Here is a 20246-nt window from a genome sequence, read left to right on the forward strand (position 1 = left end):
ATCAATCGCCCGCCGCATCGGTGATGCGGAATTGCACGGAGCGCGAGCCGTTCCAGTGATTGGCGGCTAGTGTGCCGGCGAGATGGATTGTCGCGCCGCGACGCGAAAGCAGGAATTCCCCCAGCTCGCTTTCGGCGGCACGGAAAGCGATGGCCTGCAGCCGTACGCCTGAGTGGGTGCGCAGATCGGCCCGCACATGGCCGTTGCCGACAATGCGGGCGTCGGCAAGGCGGTGGCGCGGCAGCGCCAGCATCGGCGCGGGATGGCCGGAGCCGTAGGGTCCGGCGGCCTCCAGCGTGTCGAGAAGCTCGAAGGTCGCCCCCTCGGCGGACAGTGCCGCGTCGATGCGCAGGCTCTCCGCGGCGCGGAGCGTCGTGACGGCGGCGGCCGCCCTCTCCTCGAAGAACGCACGCAGGCGCCCGAGGTTCTTGCGCTCCACTGTGATGCCGGCCGCCATGGCATGCCCGCCGCCCTTGACCAAAAGCCCTTCCGAGACAGCCTCGCGCACCAGCTTGCCCAGATCGAAGCCGGGAATCGAGCGGCCGGAGCCGGTGCCCATGCCGTTGCCGTCGAAGGCGATGGCGAAGGTGGGCCGGCGGGCGTGATCCTTCAGCCGTGAGGCGATCAGACCGACGATGCCGGCATGCCAGCCTTCGCTCGCCGTCACCAGCACGGCCGGCCCGTCGCCGGCTGCCAGTTCCGCGTCGGCCTCGGCACGCGCCTCGGCCAGCATGGCCACCTCCATCGCCTGGCGCTCCTGGTTCAGCCGGTCGAGCGTGGCGGCGATCGTCTCCGCCTCGCTCGGGTCCGATGTCGCCAGAAGATTGCTGCCGAGGGCGGCATTGCCGATGCGCCCGCCGGCGTTGATGCGCGGGCCGACGAGGAAGCCGAAATGGTAGGGGTTGAGCGGCTCGCCGATGCGCGCCAGGCGAGCGAGCGCGGCAAGTCCCGGCGTCTGCATCTGCCTTGCCGCTGCAAGGCCCTTGACGACGAAGGCACGGTTGACGCCGACGAGCGGCACCACGTCGCAGATGGTGGCGAGCGCCACGAGATCGAGCAGCATGAGCAGGTCGAAGGGGGGCGTGGCCGGCAGCTTCTCCCGCAGGAAGCGGCTCGTACGCACCAGCGTCAGGAAGACCACGCCCGCCGCGCAGAGATGCCCCTGACCGGAAAGGTCGTCCTCGCGGTTGGGATTGACGATGGCAACCGCCTCGGGGAGCACCCCGCCCACCTGGTGGTGGTCGAGCACCACGACATCGGCCCCTACCTCTCCTGCCGCGGCGATGGCTTCGGCGCTGTTGGTGCCGCAGTCGACGGTGACGATCAGCGTGGCGCGCGCGGCAAGCTCGCGCATGGCGGCAGGGTTGGGACCATATCCTTCGAAGATGCGGTCGGGGATGTAGATCTCGGCTTCGGCGCCGTAATGGGCGAGGAAGCGTTTCATCATGGCCGAGGAGGCCGCGCCGTCGACGTCGTAGTCGCCGAAAATCGCCACGCGCTCGCGCCGCCGTGCCGCCTCGGCAATGCGTTCTGCCGCCTTGTCCATATCCGTCAGGGATGCCGGGTCGGGCAGGAGATCACGGATCGAGGGGGCGAGAAAGGATACCGCCTGTTCCAGCCCCACGCCGCGCCCGGCCAGAACGCGGGCGACGATCTCCAGCATTCCATGGCTTTGCGCCATGCCGAGCGCCAGGTTCTCGCCGCGCGCATCCAGCCGATGCTCCCACGAGACCCCGCGCGCCGACTTCCTGACGTCGAGAAAATACCGCCTTTCGCCGCTCAACCCTTATCTCCCGTCCTTTGAAGGACGATAGACGGTCGGCGGCGCGAATTGAAAGGGATTCAGAACTTATCCAAATCCTGATGTTGCGCCTTGATCTCACGCACCGTGCGTGAGGAGGAGCGCATGACGATGGTGTGGGTCTCGATCGCCCCGCGGCCGAACTTCACGCCGGCAAGCATGTTGCCGTCCGTCACCCCGGTGGCGGCGAAGAGCACGTCGCCGCTCGCCATCTCGTCCATGCGGTAGACCTTATTGGGATCGGAGATGCCCATCTTGGCGGCGCGCGCCAGCTTCTCCTCCGTATTGAGCTGCAGGCGCCCCTGCATCTGGCCGCCGATGCAGCGCAAGGCGGCAGCGGCCAGAACGCCCTCGGGAGCGCCACCAATGCCCATGTAGATGTCGATGCCGGTCTCCTCCGGATCGGTGGTGTGGATGACGCCGGCGACGTCGCCGTCGCCGATCAGGCGGATCGCCGCGCCCGTCGCCCGCACGGCCTCGACGAGGCGCGCATGGCGCGGGCGGTCGAGGATGCAGGCGGTGATCTCGGAAACGGGCACGCCCTTGGCCTTGGCCAGGTTCTCGATGTTCTCCGTCGCCGGCGCATCGAGATCGACGATGCCTTCGGGATAGCCGGGCCCGACGGCGATCTTCTCCATGTAGACGTCTGGCGCGTAGAGCAGGCTGCCGCGCTCGGCGATGGCGATCACGGCGAGCGCGTTGGGCAGGTTCTTTGCGCAGATGGTGGTGCCTTCGAGCGGGTCGAGCGCGATGTCCACCTCGGGCCCCTCGCCCACGCCCACCTCCTCGCCGATATAGAGCATCGGCGCCTCGTCGCGCTCGCCCTCGCCGATGACCACCGTGCCGGAGATCGGCAGGCGGTTCAGCTCCGTGCGCATGGCATCGACAGCCGCCTGGTCGGCGGCTTTCTCGTCGCCGCGCCCGCGCAGCCTTGCCGCGGCCACCGCCGCGCGCTCGGTGACGCGGACAAGCTCGAGCGTGAGGATCCGGTCGAGGCCGGTCTGCGGGTTCTTTGGCATGAAGGTCATTCCTGTACTCCGGAAAGGGCGCGGCAGGCGCGCGGGTCGCGGATGTTCATCCAACCCTTGTGGCAAAGAGAGGGATGGACGGCAAGAGCCGTGCTGCCCTTCCTACTAACTTGAATCGATTGAATAAATATGACGTGATCTTCCCTCCCCTTTATGAGGGGGAAGAGGCGGCTCAGGCCGCCCGTTCGATGCGGATGACCTGCGGCTTGGTCGTCAGATGGCCGTCCCTGGTGATGCCGTCGACCGCCTTGCGCACCGAGGCTTCCATGGTCTCGTGGGTGACGAGGATCACGGTCTTGTGCGCCTCTTCGCTCGCATCGCCATGCTGGACGATGGATTCGAGCGAGATGTCGTTGTCGGCCATGCGCTTGGCGATGGCCGCGAAGACGCCCGTGCGGTCATGGACCGTCAGGCGGATGAAATAGCCGCCGGCGTGAGCGCGCATGCGGGCGCGCTTGTAGGGGGCGAGTTCCCTGGCGGGCCAGCCGAAAACGGGGCCGTGCTGGAAGCCGGGGCGGCTCTTGGCGATGTCGGCGACGTCGCCGATGACGGCGGACGCCGTGGCATCGCCGCCGGCACCGGGACCGGTAAGCAGAAGCTCGCCCAGCATGTCGGTCTCGACGGCCACCGCGTTTGTGACGCCGTGCACCTGGGCGATGACGGAGCTTACCGGCACCATGGTCGGGTGCACGCGCTGCTCTATGCCGCTTTCGGTCTTTTGGGCCACGCCCAGAAGCTTGATGCGGTAGCCGAGTTCGCTTGCTGCGCGGATGTCGGCCTGGGTGATGTTGGAGATGCCTTCCATGTAGATATCGTCGGCAGAGATGCGGCAGCCGAAGGCGAGGCTCGTCAGGATGGAGAGCTTGTGAGCGGTGTCGTGGCCTTCGATGTCGAAGGTGGGGTCGGCCTCGGCATAGCCAAGCTTCTGCGCGTCCTTGAGGCAGTCTTCGAAGCTCAGGCCGTCGGCTTCCATCCGGGTGAGGATGTAGTTGCAGGTGCCGTTCATGATGCCGAAGACGCGGTTGACATGGTTGCCTGCCAGCGCCTCGCGCATGGTCTTGATGACGGGGATGCCGCCGGCGACCGCCGCCTCATAGTTGAGCAGGACGCCCCTCTTCTCGGCGATCGCGGCGAGCTGGACGCCGTGCTTGGACAGAAGCGCCTTGTTGGCCGTCACCACGTGGCGGCCGGCCTCGAGGGCGGCGCGCACCGAGGCGAGTGCCACGCCATCCTCGCCGCCGATCAGCTCAACGAACACCTCGATCTCGGAGCTTTGCGCCAGCGTCACCGGATCGTCGAACCACTGCGCATTGCCAAGATCGATGCCGCGGTCGCGGGTGCGGTCGCGCGCCGACACGGCGACTGGCGCGATCTGGCGGCCGCACTGCCGCGTGAGCTCCGACGCCTTGTTCTGGAGCATGCGAACGACACTGGCACCCACGGTGCCCAGACCGGCAATTCCTACGCGCAAGGCTTCGGCCATATCGGGCGAGTTCCTCCGATTGTCTTTTCAGGTGATGGATAGAGATTAGCGCCTTGCGGCCAGCGGAATGACGTTGTCGAGCGTCTCTCCGGCGGTCGCGAGGAAGCGCTTGATAGAGCGCGCGGCCTGGCGGATGCGGTGCTCGTTCTCCACCAGGGCGATGCGCACATAATCGTCGCCATGCTCGCCGAAGCCGACGCCGGGGGCGACGGCGACCTCCGCCTTCTCGACCAGGAGCTTTGAGAACTCCAGCGAGCCGAGCGGCCGGAAGGGTTCGGGGATCGGCGCCCAGGCGAACATGGTGGCAGGCGGCGGCGGCACGTGCCAGCCGGCGCGGCCGAAGGCCTCCACCAGTACGTCGCGACGGCGATGATAGACCGAGCGCACCTCCTCGATCTCCGCGCCGTCCGAATTGAGCGCGGCGGCGGCGGCCACCTGGATCGGCGTGAAGGCACCGTAGTCGAGATAGGATTTGACGCGCGCGAGGGCTGCCACCAGCCGCTCGTTGCCGACGGCGAAGCCCATGCGCCAGCCGGGCATGGAGAAGGTCTTCGACATGGAGGTGAACTCGACCGCCACGTCCATCGCGCCCGGCACCTGAAGCACGGAGGGCGGCGGGTTGCCGTCGAAATAGATCTCCGCATAGGCAAGGTCGGACAGGATGATGATGTCGTTCTTGCGCGCGAATGCGACGACGTCCTTGTAGAAGTCGAGGGAAGCCACGCAAGCGGTTGGGTTGGAAGGATAATTCAGGATAAGCGCCAGGGGCTTGGGGATCGAATGGCGCACCGCCCGCTCAAGGGCGGGAATGAAGCCGTCGTCGGGCTCGGCCTGCATGGAGCGGATAACGCCGCCGGACATGATGAAGCCGAAGGCGTGGATCGGATAGGTCGGGTTGGGGCACATCACCACGTCGCCCGGCGCGGTGATGGCCTGCGCCATGTTGGCGAAACCTTCCTTGGAGCCGAGCGTGGCGACGACCTGCGTCTCCGGATTGAGCTTCACGCCGAAGCGGCGCGCGTAATAGGCGGCTTGCGCCCGGCGCAGACCGGGGATGCCGCGCGAGGCCGAGTAGCGGTGCGTGCGCGGATCGCGCACCACGTCGCACAATTTGTCGACGATCGCCTGCGGAGTGGGAAGGTCCGGATTGCCCATGCCAAGGTCGACGATGTCGGCGCCGCTCGAGCGGGCGCTGGCCTTGAGCCGGTTGACCTGCTCGAACACGTAAGGCGGCAGCCTGCGGACCTTGTGAAACTCTTCCATGGTACCTTTTCCGGTGAAGATGTACCCCGCGCCTATACACCCGTTCGCCGGGGCGGTCGATAGTTTGTGCGGCGCAAGGAAGGCGGGAGTGTGGTCTTAAAGCCTATTGCGGGGCTTCGATCCCTTCCAGCGCGCGTTCGCCGTGGGAGCGTCCGAGGAGGCGCAGCCGCTCGGCCTCCGAGAGGGCCCGCGTCGAATCCTCTCCCGTCGCATGCTTTTCGCGCAGGTCGGTCAATTCCTCGACGAGTTGCCGCCGTTCGTCCGCCTCGAACTGCGGCGACGCCCTCTCGACCGGAACGTTCAAGTTGGGGTAGCCGTCGGGCTGGGTCGGGCGCGGCGGTGGGGCATCGGCCTGAGCGGTGACGGCGGGTTGCGATGCCGGGAGCGGCGCCACTTCCTCAAGGGCGAGCGAGGAGCAGGATGCCGGCACGGCCAGAAATGGCAGCACAACGAGGCTCATGCGCAGAAAAGAGGAATGCGGGCTGCCAACTTTCATATTGTTTTTCCGATCATCCGCTACGCTAAGTGCTAATGTGGCAATATGGCGTCTAGAGGAGGTTAAGCCTGAAGAATGGTGCAGTCCGGCAATCAGAACAAGCGAGAAACGGACGGCGGCACATCGCTTGAGTCCTACACGGTGAGAGATCCGGAGCGTTTCGCTCTCAACCTTGCCCGCGCGCTGGAGGAGGCCGGCAAGGCGGCGGCCGCCTGGTCGCGCCCGCGCGAGGCCGGCGAAAAGCCCGATACCATGGCCGAGCCGCTGGCCGACATGGTCAAGACCTTCTCCAAGCTGACCGAGTACTGGATGTCGGACCCCGCCCGCGCGCTGGAGGCACAGACGCGGCTGTTCTCCAGCTATATGGGCATATGGGCGAACTCCATCCGGCGCATGAGCGGCGAGCCGGCGGAGGGCGAGCCGGTCGAGCCGGAGGCCGGGGATAAGCGCTTTCAGGACCCGGACTGGGCGACGCACGCCTTCTTCGACTTTCTCAAGCAGGCCTATCTGGTGACCAGCCGCTGGGCGTCGGACCTGGTGGAGAACGCCGAGGGGCTGGACGAGCAGTCGCGCCACAAGGCGCGCTTCTATGTGCGGCAGGTGAGCGAGGCACTGTCGCCGACGAACTTCATCATGACCAACCCGCAGCTTTTGCGCGAGACGTTCGAATCGGACGGCGAGAACCTGGTGCGCGGCATGCGCATGCTGGCCGAGGACATTGCCGCCGGAAAGGGCGAACTCAGGCTGCGCCAGTCGGACTATTCCAAGTTCGAGCTCGGCCGCAACCTAGCGACGACGCCCGGCAAGGTGGTGGCGCGCAGCGACCTGGCCGAGATCATCCAGTACGCGCCGGCGAGCCAGACTGTGCTGCGGCGACCGCTGTTGATCGTGCCGCCGTGGATCAACAAGTTCTACGTGCTCGACCTTAATCCTGAACGCTCCTTCATCCGCTGGGCGGTGGAACAGGGGCATACCGTCTTCGTCGTCTCCTGGGTGAACCCCGACGAACGGCACGGCAACAAGGGGTGGGACGAATATTTCCGCGAGGGGATCGAATTTGGTCTCGACACAATCGCCGAGCGGACCGGGGAACGGCAGGTCAACGTCCTCGGCTATTGCGTCGGCGGGACGCTCCTTGCGGCAAGCCTCGCCCTGATGGCGCAGGAGACGGACGACCGCATCGCCTCAGCGACGCTGCTGACCACTCAGGTCGACTTCACCCATGCCGGCGATCTCAAGGTCTTCGCCGACGAAGAGCAGGTGGAAGCCATAGACCGGGCCATGAAAGAGAAGGGGTATCTGGAAGGCAGCCGCATGGCCACCGCCTTCAACATGCTCAGGGCGCGGGATCTCATCTGGCCCTATGTGGTCAACAACTACCTGCGCGGGCGTGATCCCCTGCCCTTCGACCTACTCTATTGGAACGCCGATTCGACGCGCATGGCCGCCGCCAATCATTCCTATTACCTGCGCAACTGCTATTTGGAGAACAATCTAGCTAAGGGCCGGGCAACGCTCTGCGGTAAGAGGCTTTCGCTCGCCGAGGTCAAGGTGCCGGTCTACAATCTCGCCACCATCGAGGATCATATCGCGCCGGCGAAATCAGTGTTCACCGGCAGCCGGCTGTTCGGTGGGCCGGTCGAGTTCGTGCTGGCCGGGTCTGGCCACATCGCCGGGGTCGTCAACCCACCGGGCCTCAACAAATACCAGCACTGGATCGGTGGCGCGCTCGGTGAAAGCCTGGAAGGATGGCTGGAGACGGCGCAGGCCGCCGCCGGCTCCTGGTGGCCTCACTGGCAGGCCTGGATCGAAAAACTCGACGACACGCGTGTGCCGGCGCGCAAGCTCGACCGGCGCAAGAAGATGCTGGGCGAGGCGCCGGGCGAGTATGTGCGGGCGCGGGTGTAAGGGTGCGGGCAGGTATCCAGTACACCGGCTTCGACCGTCATTAAGCATAACATGTTGCAAAAGGAGCACTATTTCGCTACCACTCGCATATTGTTCGGGTGCGTCGGGGGGACTTTAAGCGACGCATGCGGCTCCTGATCCGCAGAGCGCGTGCCGGAGAGGAAGGCTTTTGTTTGCCAGTGATCCGGCTTCGGCTGGAAAAAACAAATTTGGCGATTCGGTAAGGTGGCGCGCTCTGGGGGTGGTGTTTGCCTGCGCGCTTGCGGCTTCGTGCTCGGCATCACCCGATGGGGGCGCCTCGTTCGGCCTTGCCCCCGGCTCCTACGAGACATCGTCCGATGAAGACGGCGTGAGCCCGCTGCAGGCAGCCATGGAGGCGAGCGCCGCGGCTGCACGCCCCTCGCCTCGACCTGGAACGGAGGCTGCGACCGAGGACGGAGCGGAAATGGCCGTGACGGCTGAAGCGGAAGCTCAGCCCGAAGAACAGCAGGCGGCAGCAGACGGGACGGGCGAGCAGCCGGAGGTGACCGCAGCCGAGGAAACGTCTGGCGAACAGCCGCAGGAAGAACAGGTGGCCGAAGCCGACCCGCCGGCGGCGACCGAGGAGGATACGGCAGCCAAGAGGCGCGGCTTCCTCTCTGCCTTCTTCTCGTCCGCCGAGGCGGCTCCGGCCAAGGAAAGCCCCATCGCCGCGGCGATGGCACAGGGCGACGAGCAAACCACCGCCGAGACGGCCGAGACCGGCCAGCAGGACGCGAAGGAAGAAAAAAAACCGATCATCGCCCTTGCCTCCAATACCGAGGCTACCCCGATGCAAGCCTCCTTCAGCATGGACGCGCTGCCCGGCGTGCGCGATGGGGAAGAGCTTTTCGAGATCGTTCGCAAGTCCAATATCGACGACACCAGCGACCTCGATCTCTACGAACAGGTCGGCACCTACGAGGTGGCCTCGGCGGCGGGGCTTGCCCGCCTTGCGCCGAACGGGCTTCTGAAGCAGCGCGAGAGCGTCGACGTTTCGTGCTTCAAGCCGGAGCTGATGCGCATGCTGAAGACCATCGAGCGCCATTACGGCCGGCGCGTCCTCGTCACCTCAGGCTACCGCAGCCGGGAATACAACAGACGCGTGCGCGGCGCGCGCAACTCCATGCACATGTATTGCGCCGCCGCCGATATCCAGGTCGAGGGTGTCAGCAAGTGGGAGCTGGCACGCTTCACCCGCGCACTGCCGGGCCGCGGCGGTGTCGGCACCTATTGCCACACCAAATCGGTTCACGTGGACGTCGGGCCGGAGCGTGACTGGAACTGGAACTGCCGGGGCAAGAACTAGGCGAAAAGGCCGCCGGAGCGAAAAAGTCCGCGAACGCCCAAGAACACGACTTGCCGGAGCGAGCGAAGCTCTCTATAAGGCGCCTCGTCTTGCCTGCGCCCATCGTCTAGCGGTCTAGGACGCCGCCCTTTCACGGCGGAAACACGGGTTCGAGTCCCGTTGGGCGTGCCAAAGATTTCAAGGACTTAGCTAATTCACCATCCTATCTGTCCAACTCCTGGCCAATAAGCAGGGTGGGACATGGGCGGATGGAGACTGTTTCCTGCCACTATCGGCAGGCTTGGGCGACATGGAGGGGTAATGATTGATTGGCATAAAATTCGCGCAAATCGATACGCATCAGACGATCCGCCCCATGACTGGCCCGTTGGGGTGAAGCCGATCAGCATTAATGGAGTCTCGCTGATTGGGGTGCACCCGGCAAACAACCGAATCTATTGGGACGGTCAGGAACTCGTCACTGAAAAGCACCTCGCGAGGTATGAGCGAATCCTAGCCACGCTAGCAACCGGCGCAGCAGTCGTAGTTGCGGCTGTAGAACTCGGACGGGTACTCGTCTGGCTGCTCACGTAAGCTGAGCGCGCTCGAGACGCGACCGCCAACGAAAAGCCCGCCACCGTGAGGCAGCGGGCCATCTGATAACGGTTATCAGATACGGGCAGCGAAACTCCTATTCCTCCTCCATCTCAAGCGAGCTTCCAGCGCAAATGATTCGTGCTTGCGCTGCCCCAATCACCGTCAGTGCATTCTTCATGTCTTTTTCGACCGACAAGAACTCGTTCATCAACTCATATCCTACGGCTTCGTCCAGGTTCCTAAGCATTTCGATTAGCTCGGGCTTAGATTTGAACATCACCTCCGACGCAATCCGAAGAATGGTAAAGGCTCTTGGCGAGAACTCTTTCCAAACCTCCCTCGTTGGCGGCTGCCAGCCTTCGCCCTCGCGCGACCATGGTGTGAAATCGAGAGCGGCCGCTTGCTCAACGGTACATTTCTCGGTGCTCACGATGCGTCCTCCTCTGCGGCACGGACCCGTTCCATGGCCTCCTGAAGTCTCTTCCCGCCTGGGTCATGGATGGCGTAGAGCTGCCCCTTCGCGTCAGCAAGCCGTTGCAGGGCCACATGGAGTACATGGGACATGGCGTTGCGGGAGGTGCTGTCTAGCGCCTCCGTGGCCATGAAGGCGGTTTCAAACAGACCCTCGGCTTCCGCCAGGGTGTCGATTGCATTGATAAGGGACGATTTGGCAGCGGGCATAGCTTCGCCCGCTATAGAAGCTGTTTTTTTCATGATACTTGTCTCGCTGGTTTGGCTTCTCACAGCCCTTCCGGGATCGGCCCGGAGCCGGGGGGTGAGAACCTGCCAGCGAGACAGGTCGAACGATTTTAAGGGTTTCCCCTCTGGACATAGCGCTCGCCCCCGGCCATATTGGCCGAGTTGGAACGCCCGCCAAGGCGTTACCGCGCGCACAGGAGCCCGCCAAGGCCCCTAGCGCCTCAGCAGCACCTACGACGCCAATCGAGGTTCTGCTTTATCGCTGGTCCGGGTTCTCACACCCAGCGAACATACTGTTCCTATTCTGCTATGTCGTCAAGCGCGCCCTTCTGGGCAGCGCTGCGTCCATGGTGGGGTGTCCTTGATTTTTGGGGCGGCGTGGAAAGCAGACACGCAGCGGACAGGCACCGTGGAGTGTGAGCCGGTTCGAATCCGGGGTTGCCTATGGTCTTTCCTCTCGGATTTGGGCTTAAATCAACTCAGGAATCGCGTAGGATCGCCGCGCCCTTGGGCACGATGCGGTCCATTGGTGTGATGTTTCTGGCGCGGGGCTTGGCGTTTGGGGTCTAGGGACGGCTAAAGGTCTATATCCCAGCGGATAGTTCTATCCTGGCCAGGGCAGATGGCGCGCACAACTGTCGCGGGCTTCATTTTCAAATAGGACACTGTTGCCCATCCCAGTGGTGAAGGCTCAGATTCCCCTCTGATAGCTTCGATCTTGCAATCGTGCTCGGCCAGCGTTGCCGTTACCCTCTGCCCATCAATATCGACTTCGAAGCCGTCCTCGGTGAACGCGGGCTCAAGATCAGGGGCCAAATGCAGGCTGCTGACGTATTCTCTCGGCACTTCCGACGAAAGACGATCCTCGATCACCAGCCTTTCACCGGGGCTGTATTCGATCCGCCGATTCTGCCGAAACAGATCGAGCCGCTCCGCCTCGCCAGAGATCACGAAGCGGCCACCTTCGATTTGCGTCTCTGCCAGAAGGGAACCGGTCAATCGAATACTGCGCCTACCGATTCTATCATCTTCAAGCGCAACAGTGTTGTGCGCCGCTGCGCTGCGGACGTAATCGCGCATCGCGTCTTGCGCATAGCCATACTTTCCGCTGTCGATGAAGATCCGACGGCCATGTTCAAACAGTTCAAAGCTCAACTCGTCGGCCTGCTTGTGCTTCCAGGATTGCGCCATCCCTGTGACAAACAGCATGGACGGCCCCTGTGGGTCTTCGGAACGGACGATTGCGTAGCCGGACTTCTCGAAATCTGCCACTGCAAAGCAGCCACCATCCGGCAAGCACTCTCGCTGTCCACCTTCAAGCCGCTCCGGCAGTTCTGTCCTGGCGCGACCATCGCTGTCACCCACGCTTGGCCACCTACCGTCCGGCATAATCAGCCAAGGCTCAACGGTGTCGGCTTTGCGTAAAAGGGCTTCTATTCCTGCATCGGCGAACCTTTCGGGACCTCCGAGACGGCGGATAACACGCATGGCAAACTGATGATACGCAGGCGAATTCTCCTTATGGACGCCCTGCTCCGTGAACTGGTGAGAGAAAATCCATCGGAACTTCTCGGCCGCAAACTCCTTGCCATTCGAACATTCCTGAATGTCTGTCGCGGAACATAGGAGATTTAGGCCGAACACCTGAAAGAGCCCATGGTTGCCAGAGCTTACAAACTCGTCAACCTGCAGGCGTTTCGCATGCTCGCGCGCCAACTCCACAAGGTCATCGCGATATATGGCACTCAGCGTGCCTTCGCGGATTAGGTCCAGAAACAGCGCTATTTTCAAGGCACGGATGCCTGTCGGCATATCGTGCCAGGAATACGTAGCTTCATTCGATTGGTGCCAGCGGTGCCAATCGACAGCGATCCGAGCCGCGTATTCAATGGCGCCGTCCTCGCCGCTAAAATACCGAGCGATGAGCGGGTCCATGATCCGCCACATATGAAGCTGCGATTGCCAGTTCGGGTCATTGAAGGGGTCAGCCGCCCAATCGATCGGCAGAGAGTACTCCCACGCTGGCACATCGGATCGGGGCCGATACGTCGATTCATCGCCCTTGACCTGCGACAGATATATATCGTCTGGCCCAATCGAATTGGCGAGAGCGGATGCAGATGACAGAATGAGCGCAAGCAGGAGCGTGAAGATATTGGTCATGCCCTAGGGCAATAAACCAACCGGCCCCAACTTGTCATGCCTTCTTACGCCCCGCCCCACAAAATACCCCGCGCCGCAAGGGTTGCGTTCGCCAATCCGGTGACATCAGCCGCCGGTATGCCGGAGCCGTGGAGGCGGATAAGCGATCCGTCGAGACAGTTGACGGCGGCATTCGGATAGCTGTGCGTGCCTCCAATGATACTAAGAGAGCTGCCGTTATCCACCACCGCCATCGATGTTTCAGTGCTGCTTGCGGTCAGATTGGTGCCGGTACATAGGACTTCCGAATTATCCAGAATGTTTATCAGCCGGTCGCCATCGCCGCCCGACACCGATCCCCCTCGGATCACTATCTTGGCGCCATAGACAGCCGACAGTGCCCGCGCCCCTGTGTTGGTGATGGTTGGGTTTTCGAGCGCGACCACGCTTCCATCGTCGGCGCGCACGCTACCACTCGTAGACACGGCGTTGGTCGCTTTGATGCGGCTATTGCCCAGCGCAACAAAGGCGGAGGTGACCGCATCGCATGTCACGCTATCGGCGGTGATCACCGAGTTATTTTCCGCCTGGTAGGCGTTGCCCAGGGAGCCCGTCGCCGTAGAGTCGGTCGCATGGATAATGCCGCTGTCAAAGGCCCTAAATCCAGTGACGCCACAGTTATCGGATGACGCCCCGCGAGCATTGACTAAGGCGCAGTTAGTGGCCCTGACCCCGTGACGAGCCGCGCCATCGGCTATGCCGTTGCGGAAATGGAGTGTTCCTGAAGCGGCGGCCTGTGCACCGTAATAGAGCGAACCACTGACATCTGCACCCAGTGCTGAAATGCGCGATGCCCAAGCCAGTATCCCGGAATAAGCCGGCGCCGCCTGTGATGCCTCTTTGAAAAGGCTGTTGTCTGCGAAAATAGTGGAGCCGGCGTTTGCATAGCATGCCTGCTGAGCGGCACGATAGATGCCGCAACTCGCATGAACGAAGCCGATGGACCCCTGATCTGCAAAATAGCCATTAGTGCCAAGCCCATTTGCATCGATGAGGCAATTGAGCTGGGGCATGCGGGCATTCACACCCTTGATGATGTCCACGGCGGGGAAGGCCGCATCAAGGCTCACAGTGGCGTCAACCGCGCTGATGACGAAGTGGCCAAAATCCCCATTCTCAACCAACACACCTGCCGTCAGGGCGTGCCCCGTCTCGATCATTAGAATAATCGTTGCGCCCTGCTTAACCGGCCTCATGCTCAAAGCATCAATGGCGTCTTGAAGTGTCGGATAATCAGTCGGGATGTTGACGGTGAGATCGACCGTCTCACCCAAGGCCGCAAGGGCGGTTTCCTTGGTTGCAGATTCGAAGACGGAAATACCCGTGGCGGAGCCGCCAAGTGTTGCCTGAGCATCGGCCTTTGTCTCATCTTCCAGTAGTGCAAGGCCGGTGGCGCCAAGGGTGGTGGTGCCGGAGGAAAGGGTGTCTAGGTTGGAGTCTGCGTCCTGCTTCGCGGACGGATCGGCCCAATCCTTGTTTTCTAGGCCCTTCCCGTTAGAACGCCAGCCAAGAACCTTGCCGGCGACATTTCGGGGATACTGCCACTGTTCACGGTCGCCCATAATAGGCTCCTTCTAAGGGACGGGCGCGTCATCACGACGGGCCAAAGACCTTGCCTAAGGGTCGTTTCGGCTAGGCGGGTTTCCCCGCCAAAATCATCTATGCCTCGCCTAAGCGTTTCTTTGTTCCCTGCACCCCGCCGAGTGTCCGTTGCCGCGCCGCTGCCGCCGCTTCATCGTCAGACAGGCGCGTGAGGATGTTGGCCGCCGCACCCTGGCGCTGCTGTGCCTGACGACGCTGCTCTTCGGCTGCCGCGAGGGAAGCGTCAGACTTCTGCGGTGGGGCTGGCGCGGGCTTGGGCGTGGGCGGTCTTGCGATGCACATCATCGCCTCCCTGGTTTTTGCTCGCCCATGGCCTGCGAGAAGAATATCCAGCTCAGGATTCCGGCCTCGTCGTCCCGCTCGCTGTGCATGTGCGGGCGCGACTGCCGAGGGGCTGGCCTGTCCTTTTCCGCCTCAGCACGCTCCCGGATCATCGCGCGATCCTGCTCTGCCGCCCGTTCCATCGACGCCTCAAAGCCGAACGCGTTGGGGTATCTTTGGAAAAACAGGTCGCGCAACCCGCTCTCGACCGCAGTCATAGCTATCTCGACCGCATTGTAGCGGTCCCACCAATAGTATTTGTGCCGAGGCGTTGTAACATTCTCTGACGGCTTCTGTTGCGCTATCAGCCGGTCACGGAACGAGCGCCCGGACGGCTCTTCCAGATAATCAACAACGCTCAGCTCCTTGCGGCGCGGGAATTTGGGCATCACGCGGCGTCCTTCTTCTGGACACGTCCGGGAAACAGGCGCTCAAGCGGGGGCATCTTGCTAGCGACGGAGCCAGCGGGCGTTCCAGAGACCAGCACCCTGTCCATCGTCATGCGCATGCCGCGCGAAGTGTCGGTCTTCATGCGCTGCAATATTTGGCCGTTCCATGAACCCATTTGCAGGATAGTACGGCAGCCGCCGTTCATGCCTAACGAGCCATATTCAGCGATAAGGGAGCGACCTTGGCTTTCTGCGCGCTGCATCAGCGTGGCCAGTTTCTCCAAGGTCCTGTCGATTGCCTCGCCGGTAGCGCGAAGGTCATGAACCGCATGTTCCGCCGCAGACCATTTGGCCTCAATGTCAGCCTGGCGCACGGCCTCAGATGCATCTCGTTCGGCCTGTTCTGCACGAACGGTGGCCGCCTGAATGACCTTTGCGGCAAGCTGGGCGTCTTCCAGCGCGGCTTCTGCCTTCTGGACCTTTGCCTTTAGAGCAGCGCTGGCCTTGCCGTCAGCAAGAGCCTCGCCATATTCAGCTTGAAGGCGCTCAAGTTCCTCTTGCGCCGCCAGGACTGCGGCATGTGCTTCCTGAGGTGTCATGCGAAATATCCTTTTCGTTTCGCAACAGTGATTAGCTTGTCGATAACCTGAGGATTCGCAGCGAAAGCCGGGTTTTGGTCCAGAAACTCCCGCAAGCCGAATGTCTCGTCCGCTACTCGTAGCGCTGCCGTGGCAGTCGCGCCCATGTCCGGGCCGTATTTCCTGCGCATGTGCTCTTGAGCGATGATCTCGGCACGTTCCAGCGCCACCGGGTCGGCTTGGGTTTCCAGGGCTGCGGCGTATTGCAGGGAAAGGCCCTCGACTTCGACAGCGTTCAACTCGCCGGCAACCGCCCATTCTCGGGCGACGGCTTCAAGCTGCTCGTCAGATTCAGCGCCGGGAATGTCCTTTGCCTTGAGGCTGCTGAAATCCACCTCCGACGCCTGCGAGATCGGCTTATCTAGGCTTTGCGCCGGCTCATCGCCGCCCACCACGTCAAGTTCGCGCTCAGGGGCTGCTGCCGGTTCGGTCGACGTGGTGTCACCGGAATACTTCTTTTCGAACAACGCGCTCAGCTGCGCCGACCGTACGCTGTGCTCGGGATGCGCGCGAGAGTTCAAAGCCTCGTCGTATTGCGCCCGGAAGTCGGTGATTTCGGTGTCTATCGCCGGTGGTGGCGCAGGCACATCAATGATGGTGTCCGTCATGGGATCATCTCCTCTACTGTCGGTACGGCCTTCCGCGCATCGCGGATTTGCTCATATCGAGGCACCCAGGCCGACAGGCGGCGGGAACGGCCCTCAGCAGACAGGCGATCACTGATGACTGGCGCCCATAGGCTTTTGTGTAGCGGTGAAACGTCCATATGGTCCGCCAGCTCAGCCGCCACCGAACGAGCCGCGTCGTCAAAATCGGCCATGTGCGCAAGCAGCTTGTCCATTGCCGCATCTACACCGGAAGCTTTAGCAACGAGGTTCCTTAGACCGTGCTCGGCGGCGCGATGGCGTGCCCGCGCTCGCTTCAAGGCGCGTTTGACGGTCTTGAACGCCTCTTCCGAATCCATCCCCGTGCGAACGGCAGCTGCTTCAAGCGCATGTACGGCAGTGAACGTGTCCTGCCCGCGTTCCTCCGCAACGATGATCTGACCGGCTTCCGATTCCAGTGTCATTTGCGTTTTCCTTCTATCAGTTCAAACAACGTGGCCGCCTCGTCGCCACGAAGCCGAAACCGGTCCATCAGCAATCTGTGCGATGTCATCCCGGCGCATGGACCCTGGCGATAGGCGTACGAGAGAAAGTGGCGCGCCTGGTCAATGAGTGCGGGCTCAAGAATGGTCGTGTGGCTTTCCATCTCACACGCCCCCAAAAGGATTGAAATCATCGACACCGGCAGTCGCCGGCTGACGCCGCCAGTCACCGTTGCCGCCTCCAGACACGTCCTGAATGCCCTGGCGACCCGTCATCCTCCGATGCGAGCCTTCGGTATCGAGAATGTCGTAGTCACCGTCCGCGACCGACTGATGATGCGTGGCGTGCCATGAAGGCGTAGCGCTCCCGGACATTGCCAGGACCAGCGCACCCATCGCGCTATTGGCCAGATCGTCCGCGCCGCCACGTTGATGATCGATGGCATCACGCCCGCCACGTGTCACACGCCGCTCAAGCTGCGAAACCTGGGCTACAAGGCGGGTATCATCCAGCAATATGCATGTCCCAGCCATCAACAGTGGCAAGGCGTCCAGGTAGATTTCACTGCGTGAACGCTCAGACGGGCTGTAGCGAATGCCACGCTGTGTGAAGGCTTCCTGGACCCATTGGCCGCCAAAGCGATCCCCGGTGACCGTCCCGACCCCGTAAGCCTTCAGGAGCCGCGAGAACTCGTCACAGACGTCAGCAGGCGCAAACGGTGGCTTCACCTCCCTGGTGCAGTCCAGTACCACCCGCTCGCCTTCTCGGTGGCCGATAGCCAACGTCATCGAGTCGTGTGCGCCGCCAGAAGGGTCGCAGAAGCCAAGGTAGCGGTAACGCCGGTCAAACGGACGTTCGTGCACCCCCGCCTCGACACAGCGCTCAACAACAGCACGCTCCACGAAGGTGGACAGATCAGACCGAAATTCAGCGTCCCATTCACTCGCAGCAGCTTCGGGATCGTCATCCTTGGCCCGTGCGATCACCTGGGCGTCAATCGTCGGATTAAACACCACAGTTGGCGCTTTCAGAACCAGGACGCCACTGTCCCCCTTGCCGAATGAGCTGGTGAACTTCTGGTGCAATAGGCCGCGTTGTGCGTAGGGCGAGCTAATACCCACCAGCATGCCCTGCGTCGTCGCCAGGGAGGGCAGGACCGCGCGATACGTCTCGATATCGGGCATGGTGGACGCCTCGTCGCGCCAGAAGGCGGCCTCATCGAAGATGCAGGCAACCAGCGTGCGACCGCGAACGGATCGGTAGTTGTTGCTGTGGACGGAAATGCTGATGTTGCCCTTGAGGCGGATTTCTTCCGCGCCGACGCTCTCGACCATCTGCTTCAGGATCGGTGAGGCATCGAAGAACCCTTCGACGTACTGGAACACCGCCTGTGCCTGCATCTTGCTGGCCGCGAGAACCAGGACGTGCCCGCGCTCGCCACGGCTCAGCTTGTCGCTGTAATCCACGAAGGCAGCGAGATAGGAGGCGATCAGCGCAGCCATGCGAGACTTGCCCGAACGGCGCCCGAGAATGGCCCATAATTCACGGACACGAGAGCCGGGAACATCGCGCCCGCCAGCGATATCCTTGAACGTGGCAAGCTCACCGGCATCGAGTGTCACGCCAAACGCAGCCTTGAGCGCAACCCGCCACGTGGCCCACGGTGCGACATCGCCCAGCGCGGCCCCGAGCAGGTGCGGATCGGCAAGCGCTTCGTCTATCGTCGTGGAAGCAAGCCCCGTCACGATGCGGCCTCTGTGGTCTTCTGAGCGGCCTTCTGAGCTAGATACGTGCGCAAGTCGGGCGTCACATCACGGGCGCGGCGCTCCAAGCCGATGTCCTGAAGAATGCGGCGCAGGCTATTGGCGGCAGTCGTCAGCGGCCCGATCTCGATATCCTCACCATTGGCAAGCCGCACTTCCTGAGCCTCACACCATGTCGACAGAGAGGCAGCGCGGCGGATGAGCTGCTTCTGGCTCTCGCTGGGATCGCCGCCGATGTCTGTTGTGAACGACGCCACAAGGTCACGATAACGGCGCGCAAGGGCGCTGCGACCGTCCAGGCCCTCAACAAACAGCCGCGAGCCATTGGCGACGGCAGAGCGAGCCGTGGGCGGTGGCGTGGTGACGGTGACGCTATCGGCAGACAAGTTTTGCACCTCTTATTGGCTTCTCGTTGGACATAATAGACGAGGAACCGCTAAGGCGCATTGTTTTTATTGGTTTATTCCAGTCCAGGAGCGTTTAGTTTCCGCTCTGTCGAGGCGGTAAGCTGTAATTTCAGGTGGGGTTTCGCCGCAAAATGCGACCGGGGAGAAAAGGCCGAAATGGGTAGTGTGAAGGATGTGAACCATTCTCTGCTTATAGGCGTCCCGCGCGCGCGCATGAGACGGTGATAAAGGGAAAACCCTTCACATCCTTCACAGCAGCCATTACCCGTGCCAATCTGCTGTCTGCTGGACAACTCTCAGGCCGAAGAAGACCCTTCCTGTCCTCTGGTGCTGCTGTTGATATCCTTTGTCCAGAAGCGCTTGGCTGAAGACTTTCTGCGATCCCGCGCCACCTACACGCCCAGTGCGCTCTGCCCAGCTCTTCCATGACGCATAGAGTTCAGAGCTTCCGGCTTGTGCGGTGGGCTCTTCCATGCAGCATTCGCCAAGCCATGACTGAATATCGTCCTCGGCTTCGAGATATTCCGCCGTGGCTTTGGTGACGGATTCGGGCGGGTTGAGGCCGTTCCGGCGCCATTCGATTGTCCCGTCGATTGCCCATTGCAGGATGGCGGGCCATTCCGCTTTCAGTTTTTCCGGCAAGTCCGGGTCGCGTTCCTCGGGCGGGATGGTGACAGTGAAAGGGATCAGGTGAAGCCGACGTCGCATGGCTTCGTCTACGTTGCGCAGGGCGGGCTTGTGGTTGCCGCTGATCATCAGCTTGAACGTCGGCGTGAACTCGAAGAAGTCGCCGCGCATGAAACGGGCCTGAATGCGATCACCACCGGTAAGAGCCTTGATGCGTGCCTCGTTCCAATGCCTGCCGGCTTGAGTTTCAGAAGCGGCCACAAGGCGCGCGCCGCGCAGCATGGCAAGTTCTGTCGGGTGACGGTCGTGCTTGCTTTCAATGAATGTGTCCATTGGCGCCGTCATGGCGTAATCGCCCATCATTCCGACGAGCGTATTGACGAACACAGACTTGCCGTTGGCTCCTAGGCCGTACAGGAAGAAGATCGCATGTTCGGAGGTGTGCCCGGTGAGGCAGTAGCCCGCCACCCGCTGAAGGTAGCCTTGCAATTCGATATCGCCGTCCGTTACTCGGGCCAGGAAGGTGCGCCACAACGGACAGTTGCCACCATCCGGCTCGACGGCGGCACATTTCGTGCAATAGTCCTGCGGATTAGGAGCATATTGCTCTCCGGTAATCAGGCTCACA

18 protein-coding genes and 1 tRNA gene are annotated in these 20246 nt (G+C 62.4%); 3 read left to right on the forward strand and 16 right to left on the reverse strand.

Annotated features, from left to right (window positions below; all coding sequences use genetic code 11):
- Nucleotide 1: 1 nt before the first annotated feature.
- The 5 genes from recJ to N5A92_RS11835 all read right to left on the reverse strand — a co-directional run bounded on the left by recJ (nt 2) and on the right by N5A92_RS11835 (nt 6071).
- Nucleotides 2-1783: a single-stranded-DNA-specific exonuclease RecJ gene (gene recJ / locus N5A92_RS11815; RefSeq protein ID WP_260902846.1), complete on the reverse strand. Its 1782-nt coding sequence runs from the start codon at nt 1781-1783 to the stop codon at nt 2-4.
- Nucleotides 1784-1842: 59 nt separating this feature from the next.
- Nucleotides 1843-2820 (reverse strand): class II fructose-bisphosphatase, encoded by a 978-nt coding sequence (gene glpX / locus N5A92_RS11820; protein WP_425248575.1) that lies wholly within the window; start codon nt 2818-2820, stop codon nt 1843-1845.
- A gap of 181 nt (nt 2821-3001) precedes the next feature.
- On the reverse strand, nt 3002-4312 hold the full coding sequence (locus N5A92_RS11825; RefSeq protein WP_260902850.1) for a homoserine dehydrogenase: 1311 nt from the start codon (nt 4310-4312) through the stop codon (nt 3002-3004).
- 45 nt (nt 4313-4357) lie between these two features.
- Complete coding sequence (locus N5A92_RS11830; protein WP_260902852.1) at nt 4358-5575, reverse strand: LL-diaminopimelate aminotransferase; 1218 nt, start codon at nt 5573-5575, stop codon at nt 4358-4360.
- 103 nt (nt 5576-5678) lie between these two features.
- Nucleotides 5679-6071, reverse strand: a complete 393-nt coding sequence (locus N5A92_RS11835) for a hypothetical protein (RefSeq protein ID WP_260902853.1) — start codon at nt 6069-6071, stop codon at nt 5679-5681.
- Nucleotides 6072-6146: 75 nt separating this feature from the next.
- Here N5A92_RS11835 and N5A92_RS11840 point away from each other — a divergent pair, with 75 nt between their 5' ends.
- The 3 genes from N5A92_RS11840 to N5A92_RS11850 all read left to right on the forward strand — a co-directional run bounded on the left by N5A92_RS11840 (nt 6147) and on the right by N5A92_RS11850 (nt 9477).
- Nucleotides 6147-7979 (forward strand): PHA/PHB synthase family protein, encoded by a 1833-nt coding sequence (locus tag N5A92_RS11840; protein WP_260902856.1) that lies wholly within the window; start codon nt 6147-6149, stop codon nt 7977-7979.
- A 349-nt stretch (nt 7980-8328) separates the two neighbouring features.
- Nucleotides 8329-9306, forward strand: coding sequence for a YcbK family protein (locus N5A92_RS11845; RefSeq protein ID WP_260902857.1), 978 nt, complete (start codon nt 8329-8331; stop codon nt 9304-9306).
- A 95-nt stretch (nt 9307-9401) separates the two neighbouring features.
- A tRNA-Glu gene (locus N5A92_RS11850) sits at nt 9402-9477 on the forward strand.
- Nucleotides 9478-9976: 499 nt separating this feature from the next.
- On the opposite strand, the gene N5A92_RS11855 is transcribed toward N5A92_RS11850, so the two are convergent.
- The 11 genes from N5A92_RS11855 to N5A92_RS11905 form a co-directional block, all read right to left on the reverse strand.
- Nucleotides 9977-10312 (reverse strand): hypothetical protein, encoded by a 336-nt coding sequence (locus N5A92_RS11855; protein WP_260902858.1) that lies wholly within the window; start codon nt 10310-10312, stop codon nt 9977-9979.
- Entirely contained in the window at nt 10309-10563 is a 255-nt protein-coding gene (locus N5A92_RS11860) for a hypothetical protein (RefSeq protein WP_260902859.1), read from the reverse strand. The genes N5A92_RS11855 and N5A92_RS11860 overlap by 4 nt, the downstream gene beginning before the upstream one ends.
- 594 nt (nt 10564-11157) lie before the next feature.
- Nucleotides 11158-12744, reverse strand: a complete 1587-nt coding sequence (locus N5A92_RS11865) for an alginate lyase family protein (RefSeq protein ID WP_260902860.1) — start codon at nt 12742-12744, stop codon at nt 11158-11160.
- 44 nt (nt 12745-12788) lie between these two features.
- Nucleotides 12789-14345 (reverse strand): hypothetical protein, encoded by a 1557-nt coding sequence (locus N5A92_RS11870; protein WP_260902862.1) that lies wholly within the window; start codon nt 14343-14345, stop codon nt 12789-12791.
- Nucleotides 14346-14666: 321 nt separating this feature from the next.
- Nucleotides 14667-15095 (reverse strand): hypothetical protein, encoded by a 429-nt coding sequence (locus N5A92_RS11875; protein ID WP_260902863.1) that lies wholly within the window; start codon nt 15093-15095, stop codon nt 14667-14669.
- Nucleotides 15095-15694, reverse strand: a complete 600-nt coding sequence (locus N5A92_RS11880; protein WP_260902864.1) for a hypothetical protein — start codon at nt 15692-15694, stop codon at nt 15095-15097. The genes N5A92_RS11875 and N5A92_RS11880 overlap by 1 nt, the downstream gene beginning before the upstream one ends.
- A complete protein-coding gene (locus tag N5A92_RS11885) occupies nt 15691-16341 on the reverse strand; it encodes a hypothetical protein (protein ID WP_260902866.1) in 651 nt (216 codons plus the stop codon). The genes N5A92_RS11880 and N5A92_RS11885 overlap by 4 nt, the downstream gene beginning before the upstream one ends.
- Complete coding sequence (locus N5A92_RS11890; protein WP_260902867.1) at nt 16338-16802, reverse strand: hypothetical protein; 465 nt, start codon at nt 16800-16802, stop codon at nt 16338-16340. The genes N5A92_RS11885 and N5A92_RS11890 overlap by 4 nt, the downstream gene beginning before the upstream one ends.
- Before the next feature lie 183 nt (nt 16803-16985).
- Entirely contained in the window at nt 16986-18566 is a 1581-nt protein-coding gene (locus N5A92_RS11895) for a terminase (RefSeq protein ID WP_260902868.1), read from the reverse strand.
- Nucleotides 18563-18970 carry a hypothetical protein gene (locus N5A92_RS11900; RefSeq protein WP_260902869.1) on the reverse strand — a complete coding sequence of 136 codons (408 nt, stop codon included), beginning with the start codon at nt 18968-18970 and terminating at the stop codon, nt 18563-18565. The genes N5A92_RS11895 and N5A92_RS11900 overlap by 4 nt, the downstream gene beginning before the upstream one ends.
- Before the next feature lie 282 nt (nt 18971-19252).
- Nucleotides 19253-20245 (reverse strand): phage/plasmid primase, P4 family, encoded by a 993-nt coding sequence (locus N5A92_RS11905; protein ID WP_260903587.1) that lies wholly within the window; start codon nt 20243-20245, stop codon nt 19253-19255.
- Nucleotide 20246: the final 1 nt, after the last annotated feature.

Source organism: Chelativorans salis (genome assembly GCF_025336525.1).
Lineage (GTDB): Bacteria > Pseudomonadota > Alphaproteobacteria > Rhizobiales > Rhizobiaceae > Chelativorans > Chelativorans salis.